This is a genomic window from Rhizobium sp. CFBP 8762 (genome assembly GCF_014841565.1).
Taxonomy (GTDB): domain Bacteria; phylum Pseudomonadota; class Alphaproteobacteria; order Rhizobiales; family Rhizobiaceae; genus CFBP-8762.
Genome location: NZ_JACYUD010000006.1, coordinates 162,664 through 179,641, shown reverse-complemented (window position 1 = coordinate 179,641; position 16,978 = coordinate 162,664). Strand labels below are relative to the sequence as shown.

Annotated in this window: 17 protein-coding genes; 6 read left to right on the top strand and 11 right to left on the bottom strand. The window is 56.5% G+C overall.

The features are described from left to right. Positions 1–8: 8 nt before the first annotated feature. Positions 9–1,049, bottom strand: a complete 1,041-nt coding sequence (locus IFT84_RS14880) for a cysteine synthase A (RefSeq protein WP_192120733.1) — start codon at positions 1,047–1,049, stop codon at positions 9–11. 224 nt (positions 1,050–1,273) lie between these two features. Here IFT84_RS14880 and IFT84_RS14875 point away from each other — a divergent pair, with 224 nt between their 5' ends. Both IFT84_RS14875 and IFT84_RS14870 read left to right on the top strand, forming a co-directional pair. Next, positions 1,274–1,924 (top strand): ChrR family anti-sigma-E factor, encoded by a 651-nt coding sequence (locus IFT84_RS14875; protein ID WP_192120731.1) that lies wholly within the window; start codon positions 1,274–1,276, stop codon positions 1,922–1,924. Between the two features lie 57 nt (positions 1,925–1,981). After that, positions 1,982–2,788 (top strand): SDR family NAD(P)-dependent oxidoreductase, encoded by an 807-nt coding sequence (locus tag IFT84_RS14870; protein ID WP_192120729.1) that lies wholly within the window; start codon positions 1,982–1,984, stop codon positions 2,786–2,788. A gap of 3 nt (positions 2,789–2,791) precedes the next feature. Here IFT84_RS14870 and IFT84_RS14865 read toward each other — a convergent pair whose 3' ends face one another. The 5 genes from IFT84_RS14865 to IFT84_RS14845 form a co-directional block, all read right to left on the bottom strand. After that, complete coding sequence (locus tag IFT84_RS14865) at positions 2,792–4,054, bottom strand: SAM-dependent methyltransferase (RefSeq protein WP_192120727.1); 1,263 nt, start codon at positions 4,052–4,054, stop codon at positions 2,792–2,794. Positions 4,055–4,094: 40 nt separating this feature from the next. After that, positions 4,095–4,931 (bottom strand): DUF1365 domain-containing protein, encoded by an 837-nt coding sequence (locus IFT84_RS14860; RefSeq protein ID WP_342212880.1) that lies wholly within the window; start codon positions 4,929–4,931, stop codon positions 4,095–4,097. Beyond that, the gene (locus IFT84_RS14855) at positions 4,928–6,268 is read right to left on the bottom strand and encodes an NAD(P)/FAD-dependent oxidoreductase (protein WP_192120726.1); all 1,341 of its coding nucleotides are present in this window, start codon (positions 6,266–6,268) and stop codon (positions 4,928–4,930) included. The genes IFT84_RS14860 and IFT84_RS14855 overlap by 4 nt, the downstream gene beginning before the upstream one ends. After that, complete coding sequence (locus tag IFT84_RS14850) at positions 6,265–7,725, bottom strand: cryptochrome/photolyase family protein (RefSeq protein ID WP_192120724.1); 1,461 nt, start codon at positions 7,723–7,725, stop codon at positions 6,265–6,267. Before IFT84_RS14850 ends, IFT84_RS14855 begins: the two co-directional genes overlap by 4 nt. 117 nt (positions 7,726–7,842) lie before the next feature. Continuing rightward, positions 7,843–8,331: a peptide deformylase gene (locus IFT84_RS14845; RefSeq protein WP_192120722.1), complete on the bottom strand. Its 489-nt coding sequence runs from the start codon at positions 8,329–8,331 to the stop codon at positions 7,843–7,845. A gap of 189 nt (positions 8,332–8,520) precedes the next feature. On the opposite strand from IFT84_RS14845, the gene mgtE reads away from it, so the two are divergent. Both mgtE and IFT84_RS14835 read left to right on the top strand, forming a co-directional pair. After that, positions 8,521–9,951 carry a magnesium transporter gene (gene mgtE / locus IFT84_RS14840; RefSeq protein WP_192120720.1) on the top strand — a complete coding sequence of 477 codons (1,431 nt, stop codon included), beginning with the start codon at positions 8,521–8,523 and terminating at the stop codon, positions 9,949–9,951. A gap of 100 nt (positions 9,952–10,051) precedes the next feature. Further along, entirely contained in the window at positions 10,052–10,438 is a 387-nt protein-coding gene (locus IFT84_RS14835) for a MerR family transcriptional regulator (RefSeq protein ID WP_192120718.1), read from the top strand. 10 nt (positions 10,439–10,448) lie between these two features. On the opposite strand, the gene IFT84_RS14830 is transcribed toward IFT84_RS14835, so the two are convergent. The 3 genes from IFT84_RS14830 to IFT84_RS14820 are packed head-to-tail and all read right to left on the bottom strand — an operon-like array spanning position 10,449 to position 12,681. Continuing rightward, positions 10,449–10,922, bottom strand: coding sequence for a methyltransferase family protein (locus IFT84_RS14830; protein WP_192120716.1), 474 nt, complete (start codon positions 10,920–10,922; stop codon positions 10,449–10,451). A 4-nt stretch (positions 10,923–10,926) separates the two neighbouring features. Beyond that, complete coding sequence (locus tag IFT84_RS14825; protein WP_192120714.1) at positions 10,927–11,928, bottom strand: heparan-alpha-glucosaminide N-acetyltransferase; 1,002 nt, start codon at positions 11,926–11,928, stop codon at positions 10,927–10,929. A gap of 60 nt (positions 11,929–11,988) precedes the next feature. Beyond that, positions 11,989–12,681 carry a DUF599 domain-containing protein gene (locus IFT84_RS14820; protein WP_192120712.1) on the bottom strand — a complete coding sequence of 231 codons (693 nt, stop codon included), beginning with the start codon at positions 12,679–12,681 and terminating at the stop codon, positions 11,989–11,991. Positions 12,682–13,154: 473 nt separating this feature from the next. On the opposite strand from IFT84_RS14820, the gene IFT84_RS14815 reads away from it, so the two are divergent. Beyond that, positions 13,155–14,555, top strand: a complete 1,401-nt coding sequence (locus IFT84_RS14815) for an L-serine ammonia-lyase (protein WP_192120710.1) — start codon at positions 13,155–13,157, stop codon at positions 14,553–14,555. Here the strand turns inward: IFT84_RS14815 and IFT84_RS14810 are convergent. Both IFT84_RS14810 and IFT84_RS14805 read right to left on the bottom strand, forming a co-directional pair. Next, positions 14,536–15,729, bottom strand: coding sequence for an FAD-dependent monooxygenase (locus tag IFT84_RS14810; RefSeq protein WP_192120708.1), 1,194 nt, complete (start codon positions 15,727–15,729; stop codon positions 14,536–14,538). The two genes, IFT84_RS14815 and IFT84_RS14810, sit on opposite strands and share 20 nt — an antisense overlap. A gap of 10 nt (positions 15,730–15,739) precedes the next feature. Further along, positions 15,740–15,982, bottom strand: coding sequence for a zinc-finger domain-containing protein (locus tag IFT84_RS14805; RefSeq protein WP_192120705.1), 243 nt, complete (start codon positions 15,980–15,982; stop codon positions 15,740–15,742). A gap of 159 nt (positions 15,983–16,141) precedes the next feature. Here IFT84_RS14805 and IFT84_RS14800 point away from each other — a divergent pair, with 159 nt between their 5' ends. Then, on the top strand, positions 16,142–16,927 hold the full coding sequence (locus IFT84_RS14800) for an alpha/beta fold hydrolase (RefSeq protein ID WP_192120703.1): 786 nt from the start codon (positions 16,142–16,144) through the stop codon (positions 16,925–16,927). The last annotated feature ends 51 nt before the right edge of the window (positions 16,928–16,978 follow it).

The following is a 16,978-nucleotide window of genomic DNA, read 5'->3' as shown; positions in this document are numbered from 1 at the left end:
GTTAAACCTTACTCGGTTGTCTCAAACGGTATGGAGATAGAGGGACTTTCCTCCAACCACGCTGGTACGGGCAGATCTTTGCTGCGCAGAAAGTCCGGATTGAAAAGCTTTGACTGATACCGGTTGCCATAATCGCACAGAATTGTGACAATGGTGCTGCCCTTCGGCAGGTCGCCTGCAAGACGGATCGCACCGGCAATGTTGATGCCGGAGGAGCCGCCAAGGCACAAACCCTCATGCTGGATCAGATCGAAGACCAACGGAATGGCTTCCTTGTCCGTGATTTTGTAGGAATAGTCCGGGGTGAAATCTTCCAGATTGGCCGTGATCCGGCCTTGGCCGATGCCCTCGGTAATAGAGCTTCCGGGAGAGGCAAAGGTGCCGGTGGTGTAGTAATCAAACAGGGCTGCACCTTCCGGGTCGGCAAGGCCAATTTTGATAGCGGGATTGAAGCTGCGCAAACCAGCCGCAACCCCCGCCAGCGTTCCGCCGCTGCCAACGGCGCAGACGAAGCCATCGACCTTGCCATCCGTATCGCGCCAGATTTCCGGTGCCGTTGTCTCGATATGGGCTTGCCGGTTGGCGGTATTGTCGAACTGGTTGGCCCAGATTGCGCCGTTCGGCTCGGTTTTCGCCAGTTGCTCAGCCAGACGACCGGACAGGCGGACGTAGTTGTTCGGGTTCTTGTAGGGTAACGCTGGAACTTCGATCAACTCTGCGCCAAGCAGACGCAGGGCATCCTTCTTTTCCTGCGCCTGTGTTTCGGGAATTACGATGACGGTGCGATAGCCGAGTGCCTTTGCGACCAGCGCCAGTCCAATGCCCGTATTGCCTGCTGTGCCTTCAACGATTACGCCCCCGGGTCTCAGCGCACCGCTGCGCTCTGCCTGCCGGATGATGGCCAGAGCCGCGCGGTCCTTGACCGACTGGCCGGGATTGAGAAACTCCGCCTTGCCAAGAATGGTGCAGCCGGTTGCCTCCGATGCGGCTTTCAGCCGGATCAAAGGTGTGTTGCCAATGGCCTCCAGAACGGACGGAAGATAGGACATGGTCTTCAACTTTCTTGACGTGGCGGTTCGAACCTTTTTCTAGCCCATGGCCCAAATTGGCAAGCAATATCGTTTCATTCGTCTTTGCCAGACAATAAAATTCGTTTTATTTTCAACCTTGCATTGATGAGGCAGGGGTGATCCGTCGCTTGACAACCGGCGTATGACCTGCGGTAAACCACAGCGCACCACGATCCCGGTGCAATGGTAAAGACGGACGGCGAATGGCGCAGAGTATTCCTGATACGGTTGATACATTGCTGGCACAGTATGTGGCCGGAACCCTGCCGGAACCGGTACGCGTGTTAATGGGTGCCCATCTGGAACTGAAGGACAGCAGCCGCATATGGGTGCGTGATCTCGAGTTTGCAGCAGGCACAGCGCTGGAAGGCATGGCTCCAGAACCCTTGACTGAACGGGACCGCTGTCTGGACACGATATTTGCCACCAAGTCTTCCAGTGAGCATGGATTAGAGCCCGCATACCAGCCAACCGCCGGCTTTTTTCCAAAGGCCATTCAGGAATTCATTGGCTTCGATCTAGATCAAGTGCCATGGAAAACCAAGCTCCCGGGCTTCAAAGAGCATATTATCGGGAACTTTGACGGGTTTGAAGCCAGCCTTTTCTGGATACGACCCGGTCGGGCTGTTCCGGCCCACACGCATCAGGGAACGGAGTTGTTTCTGGTCGTAGATGGCGCCTACAACGACACACTGGGCCGTTTTGCGCGCGGCGATATTGCCTATGCGGATGCAACGATCGATCATCGTCCCATTGCGGAACCGGGCAGGCCCTGTGTCGGTTTTGCTGTAGTTGATGCGCCGTTGAAGCTGACGGGGTCTTTCCGTCAATTGATCGGCGATCTCATTGGCTGATTAAGGCCATAGTGGTGTGCGACTGAACAATTTCCCTGTTTTACTGAAGGCGTGACCATGACCCATTTCGTTGCCCGGCCTGAACATGGTTTTGCATGGGTGACAGGGGCAAGTTCCGGGATAGGCGAAGCTGTAGCGTTGAAGCTCGCTTCCGAGGGCTTTACCGTAGTACTGACCGCGCGCAATCATCAAAAACTGGTGGAAATCGCCAACGCCTTTCGCGGACCCGGCAAGTTGATTGTACTGGATGGCGATGTCACCAAGCCGGACGATATGGAAGGCGTCATTTCTGCCATCGAGTATGAGCACGGTACACTCGCGCTGGTTGTTCTGTGTGCTGGAACCTATGTGCCAGTTCATGGGGAGGACCTGAAACGGCGTGATTTCGAGGAGACGTTCGCTGTCAATTTTGGTGGGGTTGTGAACTGCGTTGTTCCCGCTGTTGCTCACATGAAGCGGCAGGGACGTGGCCAGATCGCGATTGTTGCGTCCGCCACAGCCTATGGTGGCTTGCCCACCAGCGCGGCCTATGGTGCCAGCAAGGCAGCCTTGAACAATATGGCAGAAAGCTTGAAGTTCGACCTCGATAAGCTTGGTATTCGTATCCAGATCGTCAATCCCGGCTTTGTTCAGACCCCGCTGACGGACAAGAATACGTTTTCCATGATTTCCGTTATTTCCTCTGAGAAAGCGGCGGAGGAAATTGTTGACGGTCTGAAATCAACCCGGTTTGAAATCACATTCCCGCGACGATTCACCTATGTTGTGAAGGCACTAAAATTTTTGCCATATTCGGCCTACTTCTGGCTCATAGGTGCCGTGACCGGATGGACGAAGAAGCCGCTTCGCCCGCCGGAACAGTAGGCATCAATCAGCTTTTTGGAACACAACCTGCCGAACGTCGATATTTCCCGCCCGGAATCCAGCTTCACAGTAGAAGAAGTAAAATTCCCACAGGCGTTTGAACCGCATATCGAAGCCCAATGGCGCGATCTGCTCCCAGCGTTGCCAGAACGCTTCACGCCATTCAGCCAGCGTACGCGCGTAATCCTGTCCAAAACCGAAATCGCTGGTGATCGACAGACCGGCTTTCCGACCGAGTTCATGCAGGTGCTGTGGCGTCGGCAGCATGCCGCCGGGAAAAACATACTTTTGAATGAAGTCCGGGTTTGACCGGTATTCGCGGTAGGCTTCCGGCTTTATGGTGATGATTTGCAGGCCAGCCTTGCCCGCCGGCTTTAAACAGTCTCGCAACGTGCCGAAATAAACCGGCCAGAATTTTTCGCCGACCGCCTCAAACATTTCAATGGAAACGATCCGGTCGTATTGGCCCGCCTCATCGCGATAATCCTGAAACTTAAGGGATACGCGGTCGGACAGCCCGGCCTTTTGCATCCGCTCTGTCGCAAAGGCCAGTTGTTCGCGGCTGATGGTCAGACCGGTCACGCGACACCCGATTTCGCCAGCGGCGTACTCTGCAAATCCGCCCCATCCACAGCCGATTTCCAGCACATTGTGGTGGGGTTCTATCCCGGTGGCCTCAGCCAGTGCACGGTATTTTTCCCGTTGTGCAGCGGCGAGGTCGTCAGCTCCATTGGCAAACAGGGCCGAGGAGTACGTCATGCTCGGGTCCAGCCATTCGCGGTAAAAGGCATTGCCGAGATCGTAATGCGCGGAGATATTGCGCCGCGATCCGGATTTTGTATTGGCGTTGCGCCAGTGGCGCAGCTTTTCAAATAACCGGAACAGCCCCCGTGCTCCGTTGGAAAATCTGCTTCCCATCTCGGCATTGACGAGGAAGAGTTCCAGAAACGCGCCAACATCGGTGCTTTCCCAGTCTCCATCCATATAGCCTTCGGCAACCGCAATCGTGCCGCCTGTCAGCGCATGACGAAACAGGTTCCAGTTGTGCAGCGTTATGTCGGCCCGTGGGCCAGGGTTGCGACCGCTGACCAATACCGTGCGTTTATCCGGCAAAGTCAGTGATAACGAACCGTGCTTCATCTGGATAAGACTTTGCAGCACAAGCTGAGCTTTTGCCGGTAAGCCTCTGATTACACTTTTGATGTTTTCAGGAGACAGAGTCAGGGGCCGGTTCGTAGGATGGTTGGTAAGCTCGGTATCAGTCATGTTGTCACACCCTGGCGTGATAGGCCAATAAATCCGTATGTCATTCAGCCGGGTCGCCGATAATCACCTTGCCCCGATTGCTGACCGGCGGCGGTGCTTCAGGTCTGGGAATATACCGCACGCCCTTGAGCCACAGCTTGAGCGCCTCCCAATGAATAGCACCAACTATTTTCAATGTAAGGTGTGGAATACGCGCTGCAAGTCGTAAAATTTTACCCGTGGTGAGCGGTTGCTTCTGCCCTGAAAACACAGCAACAAGCAGCACCCCTTCGGGGTCTTTTTCAACGATCCGCCACTGAATGCTGCTTGATGGCAAAGCCATATGGAAATGGTAGCGCATATTCATCGGGATAAATGGCGAAACGTGAAAAATCTTGTCGCATTCCTGCTTCAGCCCGGCGGACGACAACTCGCCATCGCGCACCGGGCAGACATAGGTGTGCCTCTCACCGAACGTGTTGCGCACCTCGTAGATCACTGCGACGAGAGCCGAGGTTTCGTTATAAGCATAGTAAACCGCAAGCGGATTGAACACGAGCCCAAGGATACGCGGGTAACACACCAGAATGATTTTGGCTGCCGGTTGTTCAAGCCCTGCGGCTTGCAACAGGCGATCAGCATACTCTCTCAAACAGCCATCGTCGCCTGAGTGATCGCGCTCGAAAAACGACACGACATTGCGGCGGTTGACGGAGAACAACTTGCTGAGCGCATTGGCTTCGTCCAGCCGGTCCAGATCGACCATCAGCGAAAATACATCGTACTGAAAGCGATGACCAACGGGCTTCATACGCTGATGCATGACCCAGCCCGCGTAGAAGGCAGCAGCCTCCGACGGCGGCTCTGTTGGGTTGATCTGCGCTGACGACACGCTCACTCAGCTGCCTCGGCATAGGCTTGCCGCGCCCCGCGCCACGGAACGGTTCCTCCAAGGGCCTCGGCAACCGCCAGCCCGGAGGACAGGCCGTCCTCATGGAAACCATAGCCTGTCCAGGCACCGGCAAACCATGTGTTCTGCACCCCCTGTATAAGCGAAAGTTGCTGCTGCGCAGCCATTGAGCGCGTATCGAACTGGGGATGATCATAGCTGAATTCAGCGAATACACTGCCCGGCGCAGGCTCCCGTTCCGGGTTCAGCGTAACAAACAGCGGGTGATGAGCACTGATGCCCTGCAGCCGGTTCATCCAGTAGGTCACCGCCACCGCGTTGCCATCGTTTGCATTGCTGGTGCGCAGATAATTCCACGAGGCCCAAACCTTTCGGCGTGTCGGCATCAGGCGGCTGTCACGATGAAGGATCACCCAATTTGGACGATAGGGTATGGATGAAAGGACGGAGCGTTCCTGCTCGGTAGCATCGCCCAGCATAGCCAAGGTCTGATCGCTATGGCTGGCGAGGACAACGTGATCAAACACAGCCTGTTCACCGTGGCTGTCGTGGACGGTTACCTTGCCATTATGCCGCGTAATACGCTCGACACCGCATCCAAGTTTGACGCGTTGGCCCAGTGGTTTCAGCAGCTGATGCAGGTAGGTTCTGCTTCCACCGGTCACGGTCCGCCACGGATGGGTTTTTGTATGGATCAGCCGATGGTTTTCAAAGAAATTGATGAAATGCTCCGCAGGAAACGCCAGCATCTTGTCGGTCGGCGTTGACCAGATGGCCGCCGCCATGGGCATCAGGTAGTTTTCGGTAAACGCGTTCGAAAACTCACGGGTCTTAAGATAGTCACCAATCGAGCGGTTTTTCATCATCCCGGACTGGCGATCCGTCAGGCAAATACGATTGAACCGCAGAATTTCACGGATCATCCACAGGAAGGACGGACGAACGATATTGCGCTTCTGGGCAAACAAAGTGGTGAGATTATCGCCGCTCCATTCCAGTTTGCCGTTATCGAGCGACAGCGAGAAGCTCATATCACTCTGATGGGTCTGCACACCCAAATGCGCAAACAGGGCTGTCAGATTCGGATAATTTGCTTCGTTGTAGACAATAAAGCCGGTATCAACTGCCAGCTTCGTGCCATCATAATCAATATCGACAGTGGCCGTGTGTCCGCCCGCGCGCTGGTCCTTCTCATACAGAGTTACATCATGCGCGGTATGCAAGGCCCAGGCCGCAGAGCTACCGGAAACCCCGGAGCCAACCACGGCAATTTTCAAACGGCTTGATGCGCTCGAGAGCGTCGCAGGCAGAGTTGGCACGATCATACGGCGTCCTTGATGGTTTTGAAGACATCCAGAGCGCGATCACGCGCCATGGAGTGATTGACGATGGGAGCAGGGTACGTGGTGCTAAGCGTTACACCAGCCTTGGTCAGAACAGACGCTGGCGCTTCAAACGGGCGATGCACATACTTGGCGTCGAGGTTGGCGAGTTCCGGAATAAAGGTTTTGACATAAGTGCCGTCTGGGTCGAACTTTTCGCCCTGCAAAATCGGATTGAACACCCGGAAGAATGGCGACGCGTCCGCCCCGGAACCAGCAACCCACTGCCAGCTGGCGGCGTTGGATGCGGGATCGGCATCCACCAGCGTATCGGCAAACCAGTCCAGCCCCCGCCGCCAGTCGATCAACAGGTCCTTGATGAGAAACGAGGCCGTAATCATCCGGACACGGTTGTGCATGTAGCCATGCCGCCAAAGCTGGCGCATTCCGGCATCGACAATGGGGTAGCCGGTGCGGCCGTGGCACCATGCCGTGAATTCGGCATCCGAGCCGCTCCACGGGAACGTATCGAACTTGCGGTTTAAATTAACGCTCGGCAAGGTCGGGTTGTGAAAGAGCAGATGGTAGGAAAACTCGCGCCAAACTAGCTCTTTGCGATAGGTGATGACATCGGCTGAATCGCTGTCCGTCACCAGACCTCGTGTCGCGTACCAGATACGCGCAGGAGAAATCTCACCCATGGCCAGATGGGGCGACATGCGTGATGTGCCATCGACGGACGGGATGTCGCGTCTGGTTTTATAGTCCTGAACGTTCTTGTCGATGAAGTCTTCAAGCTTTTGAAGCGCGGCCTGCTCGCCCGGCTCCCAGATCTCGGAAAATGTGCGCGCCCAGTTCGGTTTCGTTGGTAGCAACGCCCAGTCCGAGAGCGTATCGGAATGGGGGTACGACCTTGGCGGATGAATGTTGTCTGGCGGGTCGAGCGGTTCGGAGGGCTCACCACTGGCTTCCAGTGCGCGCCAGAATGGTGTGTAGACCTTATAATGGGTACCGGAGCCTGTTTTCAGCTTGGAGGGTTCATGCAGCAATTGCCCTGCAAACGTGTGCACCTCCAGACCGCGCTCCGTCAGGTTCGCTTTCAGGGCGGTATCGACCGCAATCCCGGCGGGGTCGTAGCGTCGGTTCCACAACACCATATATGCGCCCGTCTCGTCGATTATACTCGTCAGTTCGGTCTTGGCGTCGCCGCGCCGAAGGATCAGACGAACGCCTTTGGCATCTAGCGAACGCGACAGGGCCTCCAGCGAGTGATGCAGCCACCAACCCTGGGCAGCACCCTGCGGACCGTTTCCGCTGTCTTTTGGTTCCAGAATGTAAACGGCCACGACCGGATGACCGGACGCGACGGCAGCGTTCAGTGCCAGATTATCGTCCAGCCGAAGGTCTTTGCGGAACCACAACAGGACCGGACTATCGAGATTGGTAGCGTTCGCTGTCATTGTCGGGTCCGCCGGGTTTTTGTCATGGTCGATCATACGGTTATACGGGCGCGGCGGATCATGAGTTTCACCGCTAGTCGTTTTATATCATGTGTTTAGGTGTTGCTGATGGGAGGGTTACATCTTCTGGTAGCGTTTGATGAGGCGATCCCGTTTCAGCCTCGACAAGCGATAGATCCAGAAAATGCCGTCCATCTGGTCGATCTCATGCTGAAGGCAAACGGACAGCAACCCATCGGCGTCCAGTTCCTGCGGCTTGCCGGTCATGTCCTGATAGCGAATGCGTACGCGTTGTGGGCGAGTGATCTCCTCGGTCACGTTGGGCATCGAGACACTGCCCTCCGTATGCCCGGCTGTTTCGGGCGACGACCAGACGATGTGCGGATTGCAGAAGCATCTGACCCCCACGCCATCATTGAGATCGATTACCGTGAGCCTTTGAAGCACGCCGACATGCGCTGCCGTTATCCCGATGCCCGGAGCTGCCCGCATGGTGTCCTCAAGATTCTGCGCCAAAGATGTCAGGGCGGAATCAAAGTCGGTCACGTCCTGAGACGGCAACCGCAGGCGCGGATCGGGGAATTGAAGCAGGGGTAGAACGCTCATTGCATATCCGTATCGGGACGTTTCGTATTTTAGACAGTGATGGAGCGCGGGCTTGGAAATTGCAACAGGTGTATGAAATGATTGTTGGCCGCACCAAGGTCTGTGGACCGCGAACGCGGATTGCTTTAGCACATCGCTATCTCTCACAGAGGCGGCCCGGCTGGCCGAATTTTGCGCGAAGGCAGACCCATGAACGACGTCAACGAACAGCACCAGGACCGCGAGAGCGAAAGCACCAGGGTTGAAGACCTTGGCTATGCCGATATCTATGCGGAAGACGGGTCCATTCGGTCTGATTATCTCATGCATGTCGGCGCGGCGATTGCCGACCGCGATCTGCTTTATCTGCGCCAGAACGTTGCCCGTCTGCACGAATCGGAACTGGGGGACCTTCTCGAAGCCATTCAGGTGGACCAGCGGCGCGCTCTGGTCTCGCTTCTGGGCAACGATTTTGACATGGCCGCCCTCACGGAGGTCGATGAGGCCATCCGTCTGGATATCGTTGAGCATATGCCCAACGAACAGATCGCCGCAGCGCTCGGCGAGATGGATTCCGACGACGCCGTTTACATTCTGGAAGACTTGAACGAGGAGGATCAGGATGAAATCCTCTCCAAGCTTCCCTTTACCGAACGCGTGCGTCTGCGCCGCTCGCTGGATTACCCCGAAAGCACTGCCGGTCGGCGTATGCAGACGGAGTTTATCGCCGTGCCGCCATTCTGGACGGTCGGCCAAACCATTGACTACATGCGTGAAGACGATGATCTGCCGGAATTCTTCACGCAGATCTTTGTGATTGACCCAACGTTCAAACTGTTGGGCACCATCGACCTCGACCGGATTTTGCGCGCCAAGCGCTCAGTCAAGATCGAGACGATTATGCGCGAGACCAACCATCTGATACCGGCAGAAATGGATCAGGAAGAGGCGGCGCAGCTTTTCGAGCAGTACGACCTTCTGTCTGCCGCAGTGGTCGATCAAAATGGCCGGCTGGTGGGTGTGCTGACCATCGATGACGTAGTCGACGTGATTCAGGAGGAGGCGCAGGAAGACTTGATGCGCCTTGGCGGTGTGGGGGACGAAGAGTTGTCCGACTCCGTCGCCAGCGCGTCCCGTTCGCGCGTGCCCTGGCTGCTTGTCAATCTGGTGACGGCCTTCATGGCCGCGTCGGTGATTGCGTTCTTTGACGCGACGATTGAACAGATTGTTGCTTTGGCGGTGTTGATGCCGATTGTCGCCGGTATGGGGGGTAATGCAGGATCGCAGACCATGACGGTGACGGTGCGCGCTCTGGCAACGCGCGACCTCGATATTCACAACGCCGGGCGCATCATTCGTCGTGAGGCCGGAGTCGGCATCATCAATGGTGTGGTTTTCGGCGTTCTGATCGGTGTTGTTGCGGGACTTTGGTTTCAGGACGTCAACATCGGCGGGATCATCGCCACGGCAATGGTTGTCAACATGCTGGCAGCGGCTTTGGCCGGCATCCTCATCCCGTTGCTGCTGGACCGGTTCGGTGCCGATCCGGCCGTGTCCTCAGCGGTGTTTGTGACAGCGGTGACGGATATTACAGGGTTTTTCGCTTTCCTTGGACTGGCTACCTGGTGGTTCATGACCTGAATTCGTCAGGTTCTTGATCTTGCTAACGCAACCCTGCGTAAATTGACTTTGACGTCAAAGAAAATATGTATCGAATCCGGACGTGCGCATTGGAGCATACATGGAGCGGTACTACACCATAACGGAGCTGACGCGGGAGTTCGGCGTATCGACCCGTACGCTGCGCTTCTATGAGGATGAGGGCCTGATCCACCCGGAGCGGCGCGGGCGCACACGGCTTTTTCGCGCGGCAGATCGTCGGCTGATTCAGGAAATCCTGCGCGGGCGGCGGATTGGCTTTACGATTGCAGAAATCCGCGAAATTATTCAGGTCTACAAGGACCCGCCGGGTGAAGCCGGGCAGTTGCGTCTGCTGATGAAGCGCGTTGACGAGAAGCGTGACGACCTGAAACAGAAGCGCAAGGATATCGAGGAAACGCTCAACGAACTCGATCACATTGAAGAGGCGTGTCTCACACGCCTGGCTGAAATCGGCGTGGGAACCTGAAGCGGAGCTGTTAAATCCAGCGTGTGGTGGAGCGGCAGTATTTCTCGAACTCGACGCCAAACCGCGACAACAGGTGACGCTCCTGCCGACGAATGGCAAAGGCCGTAATAACAATCACCGCCAGAATTGCCAGAACGAAAAACCACGGGTTGAGCGAGATCAAACCAAACCCGATGGTCATGATGGTGTGCCCCAGATAGACCGGGTTACGCGTGTAGCGAAACGGTCCGCACATGATCAAATGATTGGGAAACTTTTGGCGTTTGACCGCCAGTCGACGGTTGATAACAGTCGCAATGGCCCATGTATTGAGTGATAGAGCCAGTACAATCAGAACGGAACCTGCGATGACGGTCGCCCAGCCATGGCTCTGGTAGACGGGGATGGGATGCAGCCGACCCAATAGCACGGCACCGAGAATAGCCAGTCCGTACAACAAGGATGGCCATGGAAATTTGAGCGGTTTCACACGATGTGCGTTCATGATCCTACTCCTTCGGCCCGACGCCAGCTTCAGCGCTGCACTGACCGGCCAGACTGACAATGCGCGGGTCGTTCGTCATATTGATATTTCCAGCATTCATGTCGTTGAACAGGTTCCCATCCAGAAGACCGGCCAACGTGCATTCACAAAAAGCCTGACACACGGGCTGCCCCTGATTTTGACTGCAAACGGCGACACATTGTTGCATGTACGACTGCACCGGATCAGGCACAGCTGGCGGCACGATCCATGTCGCAAGATAGACCAGAGCAATCAGCAGGGGTTGGTGAACGAGGTATATGACCAGACTGTGGCGCCCTGCGGTCACCAGCGTCCTTTTCCACAGACGTGTTGGTGCCTCCGCTGAAAACCACCGAAACCAGCCGTATTGAAGGGCAAGACGTGTCACAGCCATTCCCAAAAGGAAGGGTGCCAGCCAGGGAAAGATCGGCACATAATCGTTGGAGCGGGGCAGGGTTTCGGACAAGCCCAGCCACCAGAATGCCGGACTATCGAAGGCGGGTGAGCGCAGATACATCGGCGCTAGAAACGCAAACAGTGCCGCCAAGGCGGTGACTGGTGCTGGTGCGCGCAAGAACACGACGCCAACCATGCTGGCAGCGGCCATTCCGTGCAGGATACCGAAGAAGATAAAGCTGTCCGGCATAGCAACATAGGTCGCGACGGAAATCACGAGGGCGGCCAAAGCTATTTTCGCCAGCCGGATACCGAAAGCGCGGGGCCGAAACTGCGGGGTGTGGCCAAGCACCAGACCCACGCCCGCCAGAAACAGGAAGCTGCTGGCAATCAGCCGAGCGAAAATCTTCCAGCCGCCTGTGCCAGCCGTTGCGGGGTCTATATATCCGAAGAAACCGAGATCCCATGTGAAGTGGTAAATCGCCATGGCTATGAGTGCCACGCCGCGCGCGACATCAATTGCCGCCAGACGACGCGGGGCGGCTAACGGAGCACGTGGCTGGTCCTGCGATAGTGATGGCATGGACATACGATATACACTTCCACAATCTTTAATGCAGCATGGTCCGCACAGCTTGTGCCACGCTGGTCATAAATCCATATTTTCTAAAAGAGCAGCACGTGCATCGGAGAAGAACTGGCGATGCGCAAGAACGGCGACAACGAACACGGTCAGGCCAATGAACATATAGGGGCTGATGAACCATCCCAGATAGCCAATGGATAGGAAGATCGCGCGCAAGCCTGCATTAAAATGCTTGCCCGCCATGATGTTCAGTTGAATGGCGCGCTGGGCAGCCCGTTCGGCTGCGTCCGGGTCCTTGGCCGCTTCGCCCATCATGGGAATTGCACCCATGAGAATGGAGCAGTAATTGAACAATCGGTACGACCAGCCAAATTTAAAAAAGGCGTAGGCGAAGATGCAGGTGAGCCCGGCGACTTTTAATTCATAGGCCGTGCGCCCGCCTTGAACGACATAGGGCAGATCGTTGAGGATGGCCTGAACCTGCTCCGTCGAACCCAGCAAAGCGAAACAGCCACCGATAGCGAAGATTGTCGTTGAGGCAAAAAATGCCGTGCCGTTCTGAAGCCCTGCGATGATCTGGGTGTCGATCATCTTGAGATCACGCATCAGGGAGTTCTGTATCCAGCGTCGCCGATGCTCGCTCATAATGCGGGTGAGGCTCTTGCGTTTGAATTGCCGCGCACTGCTGCTCGTCCAGCTGAAGCCGAGCCACATGCAGCCGAACAGCACCAACGCAATGTAGTCAGAAACGATCATGTCACAAGTTTTGCGGTGGAGATCGGAAAATTGCAAGCACGGTTTCTGGTCATAGCTGCATTCTCCGTGACGAAAATCTAATATACAGAAATATCGGGTGTAAGCTGGCTGAGTGACAGTTTCGTGTCAACGAAGACACAATTTAGCCATTTTTCGTGCTTGCCGCAGTGCATGAATTTCACTATGTAATAAAGCGTGAAATGCTGAAGTAAGACTGCTGGAGTGACCATGGACGAGATGATTGAGAGATCCTGCTGGGGCTTGACGCTGCGTGTCGTTGCTGGATTCATCGCGCTTGTTGTTCTGGCCTATCTTTTCGGCGGCATTTAGGTCCCGACCGTCACCGTTACCGGCCATGTCGCGCCTGATGCTGCGAATGTCGGCGCTTTATCGCATCATCCACTGGACTCGTGCTAGGCTTGAACCTGCAACGGCCGGTTACTTACCGCCGTTATGCGTCATATGGAGCCAGCATGTTCCTTTCTGTTTTCGATGTTTTCAAGATTGGTATCGGTCCCTCGAGCTCCCACACAATGGGGCCGATGTCGGCAGCAAACCGGTTTCTGGATCTGATCCTGTCGAACGACTGGCCACGGCCAACGGGCGCTATGGTCGCTGGCATTAAGGTCAGCCTCCATGGGTCGCTCGCTTATACCGGTATCGGCCATGGCTCTGGCCGTGCCGTGGTATTGGGACTGATGGGCGAGCAACCCCATACGGTGGACCCCGACCATATGGACGCCATCATCAAGCAAGTGGAAACGCAGGGTACGGTAACACCGCCCGGGCATCCACCATACGCGTTTCAGCCTGCGGATGATCTAATTTTTGACCGGAAGATACCTTTGCCGGGACATGCCAATGGCATGACCTTCTGCGCATTTGACCGGAGCGGACGGCTTCTGCTGAAGCGCATCTATTACTCTATCGGCGGCGGGTTTGTGGTCACCGATACCGAACTGGACGCGATGCGGGCAAGCAAGAGCAAACCCAATGGCGTAACCGTGCCATATCCCTTTGCGACTGCCAAACAGATGCTCGACATGGCCGAGCGCTCCGGCTTGACGATTGCGCAGATGAAGCGCGCCAATGAAGAATGCTGTATGACATCGGCGGAGCTCGATGCAGGGCTGGACCGTATCTGGTCTGCTATGTCTACCTGTATCGATCGCGGCCTCACACAGGACGGCATTATGCCCGGTGGGCTGAAAGTGCGCCGCCGTGCGCGGATGATCCACGATAAATTGCAGGAGGAGTGGCGCTCCAACCGGATCAATCCGGTTCTCGCCAATGACTGGCTGAGCGTCTACGCAATGGCGGTGAACGAGGAGAATGCGGCGGGTGGACGGGTCGTGACCTCCCCAACCAATGGCGCAGCCGGAGTGGTTCCCGCCACGCTGCGTTATTACCTGCACTTCTATCTGGATGCAGACCAGAACGACATCCGAAACTATCTGCTGACGGCTGCCGCTATCGGCGGCATTATCAAGTTCAATGCTTCGATTTCCGGCGCGGAGGTCGGCTGTCAGGGCGAGGTGGGCTCTGCCGCTGCCATGGCCGCTGCCGGTCTTGCGGCCGTTATGGGCGGCAGCCCGGAGCAGATCGAAAATGCAGCGGAAATTGCGCTGGAGCATCATCTGGGCATGACGTGTGATCCGGTTGGCGGATTGGTGCAGGTTCCCTGCATTGAGCGCAATGCGCTGGGCGCTGTCAAAGCTGTCACGGCTGCGTCTCTGGCCGTTAAAGGCGACGGGCAGCACTTTGTGCCGCTCGATGCCTGCATTGAAACCATGCGGCAAACTGGCATGGATATGAACGAAAAGTATAAGGAAACGTCAACAGGCGGCTTGGCCGTTAATGTCGTGGAGTGCTGACTGGCGCTTCATCCAGCGCACGATAACCGTAGAGCCAGTCCAGATCGCTCGCCAGCGTTTCTGGTGGGCGCATGGACAGGACGATATCGCGGGCCACACGCACGGGCCCTCGGGCATGATAGGCGAAACGGTTGAACGCACCACGCGCGCGAACCTTGGCGATACGTGCGCGACGATGCTGTTCGAAGGCAGCCAAGGCCGGGGCAAGCGGCCCGGTGCCTGTCGCAAAGGCTGCAAGTTCAAAGGCATCCTCGATTGCCATCGCCGCGCCTTGCGCTGCGAACGGTGTCATCGCATGGGCGGCATCACCGATCAAAACGGTGGACGACCCCACATGCCACGGACCGTCCGCAACCTGAAACAAGGGCCAGGATGTGGGATTGGGTGCGGTCGCCAGCAGATGCTGAATGGCCGGATTCCAATTGGAAAAGGCAGCCAAGGCCGCTGTGAGATCCCACGCGCTCATGGACCGGAACCAGCTCCGAGCGTCACCGCCGCCTTGCAGAATGGCAACAAGATTGAACGCATTCATCTCGCGCAAGGGATAGGCGACGATATGGGTCTTGGCGCCAAGAAGCGCAGTCACACATGTCGGATCAAATACTGTCGCGCCCGTCGCGCTATCCAGCACAAAGCGAATTGCCATATTGCCAGAAAAACGCGGCGCTTTGGCTCCGGGTACAGTGCGGCGTAGGGCTGACCACACACCATCGGCCCCCACCACGAGGTCGGGCACGCGCCCGGTCACGGCAACGATGTCGGCTTCAGACGCTGCGTCCAGTTGCTGGCCGAGATACAGGCGGCATAAAGGGTTGGCCTGAACGGCGGCCAGCAGTGTGGATTGAAGGGTCGCCCTGTGCAAAACACCGTGCGGCATATGCCAGCGCTGACGTGCGAAAGTGCCCGAAGGCACGGAGCTCACGGGTTTCAGCGAAGAGCCGGAGACTAACAATATGCGGTCCGGCTCAAACCACAGCTTTTCCAACGCGGGCAGAACCCCGAGCTTGTCCAGAACGGCAGACGCATTGGGAAAGCTCTGTAGTCCGGCACCCACCTCTTCCAGCGCCGGCGCCTTCTCGATCATGTCCACCGCCACACCTTTGCGCGCGAAGGCGAGGGCAGCGGTCAGACCGGCAATGCCCGCTCCAACAATTGCAACGGTTCTGACGGGCACGGCGCGGCGATCAGGCGTGAACGGCGAATGTGCAGCCAGCCGGAACTGTCTGCGTTTCTTTCAGGTCGTGATTATAGCGATAGAGCGTGGAACAGTAAGGGCAGACCTTTTCATTGTCGTCGCCCATGTCCAGAAAGACGTGAGGGTGGTCGAAAGGAACATTGGCGCCGACGCACATGAATTCCTTGACGCCGATTTCAATGGCGCGATGGCCACCATCATTTTGAAAGTGTGGAATTGTATGTCCGGCCATGTCGGTCTCCGAAAGAAGGCTTGTTTGCGCGGACCATAATGGGGTTGAACGCAAATGTGTAGCGGCAAATCTGTGGCCTCCGCCGGTCTTTTTGACTTTTCAGCATTTGCATTCTAGGTCATTGGTGCACCGCACCTGCCGAGCAAGAGACGTTTCCCGATGAATCTGAACACTCCGAACTTTTCGCGTTTTACCCATGATGGGTTGGAGTTCGCTTTCTTCGATGAGGGGCCACCCGACGGTGTGCCAATCCTGCTCATTCACGGCTTTGCGTCCAGTGCCAGCGTCAACTGGGTCTATACGGGTTGGCTGAAAACCCTGGTTGATGCCGGGTATCGGGTCATTGCCATCGACAATCGCGGACATGGCGACAGTGACAAGCCGCATGATGCATCCTTCTACCATTGCAGCGCCATGGCTTCCGATGCGCTGGCACTGCTTGATCATCTTGATCTCGCCGGAGCCCATATCCTCGGATATTCCATGGGTGCGCGGATTGCCGCTTTTGCGGCTGTGCAAAGTCCGGCGCGTGTATCGTCTCTGGTGTTCGGCGGGCTGGGCCTTGGAATGGTCGATGGCGTGGGTGACTGGGACCCGATTGCCGACGCGCTCCTTGCTTCATCTCTTGCCGATGTGACGCATGACCGGGGACGCATGTTCCGCGCGTTTGCCGACCAGACCAAAAGCGACCGTATCGCGCTGGCGGCCTGTATCAGAACGTCTCGTGATTCGATTTCCCGTGAGCAGGCAGCGCATATCTTCGCGCCCACGCTGATTGCGGTTGGCACGAAAGATGATCTGGCTGGTTCACCCCAAGGACTGGCAGCCCTTATGCCGCACGCGACTGCGCTCGATATACCCAACCGGGACCATATGCTTGCGGTGGGTGACAAAGTGTTCAAACAGGCTGTGCTGGAGTTTCTGGCGGAGGCTCCTACGCCTTAAGTATTTTCGAGCACAGTGAACTGCGCCGGTTGGTGTCAGCGCAAATCTGTC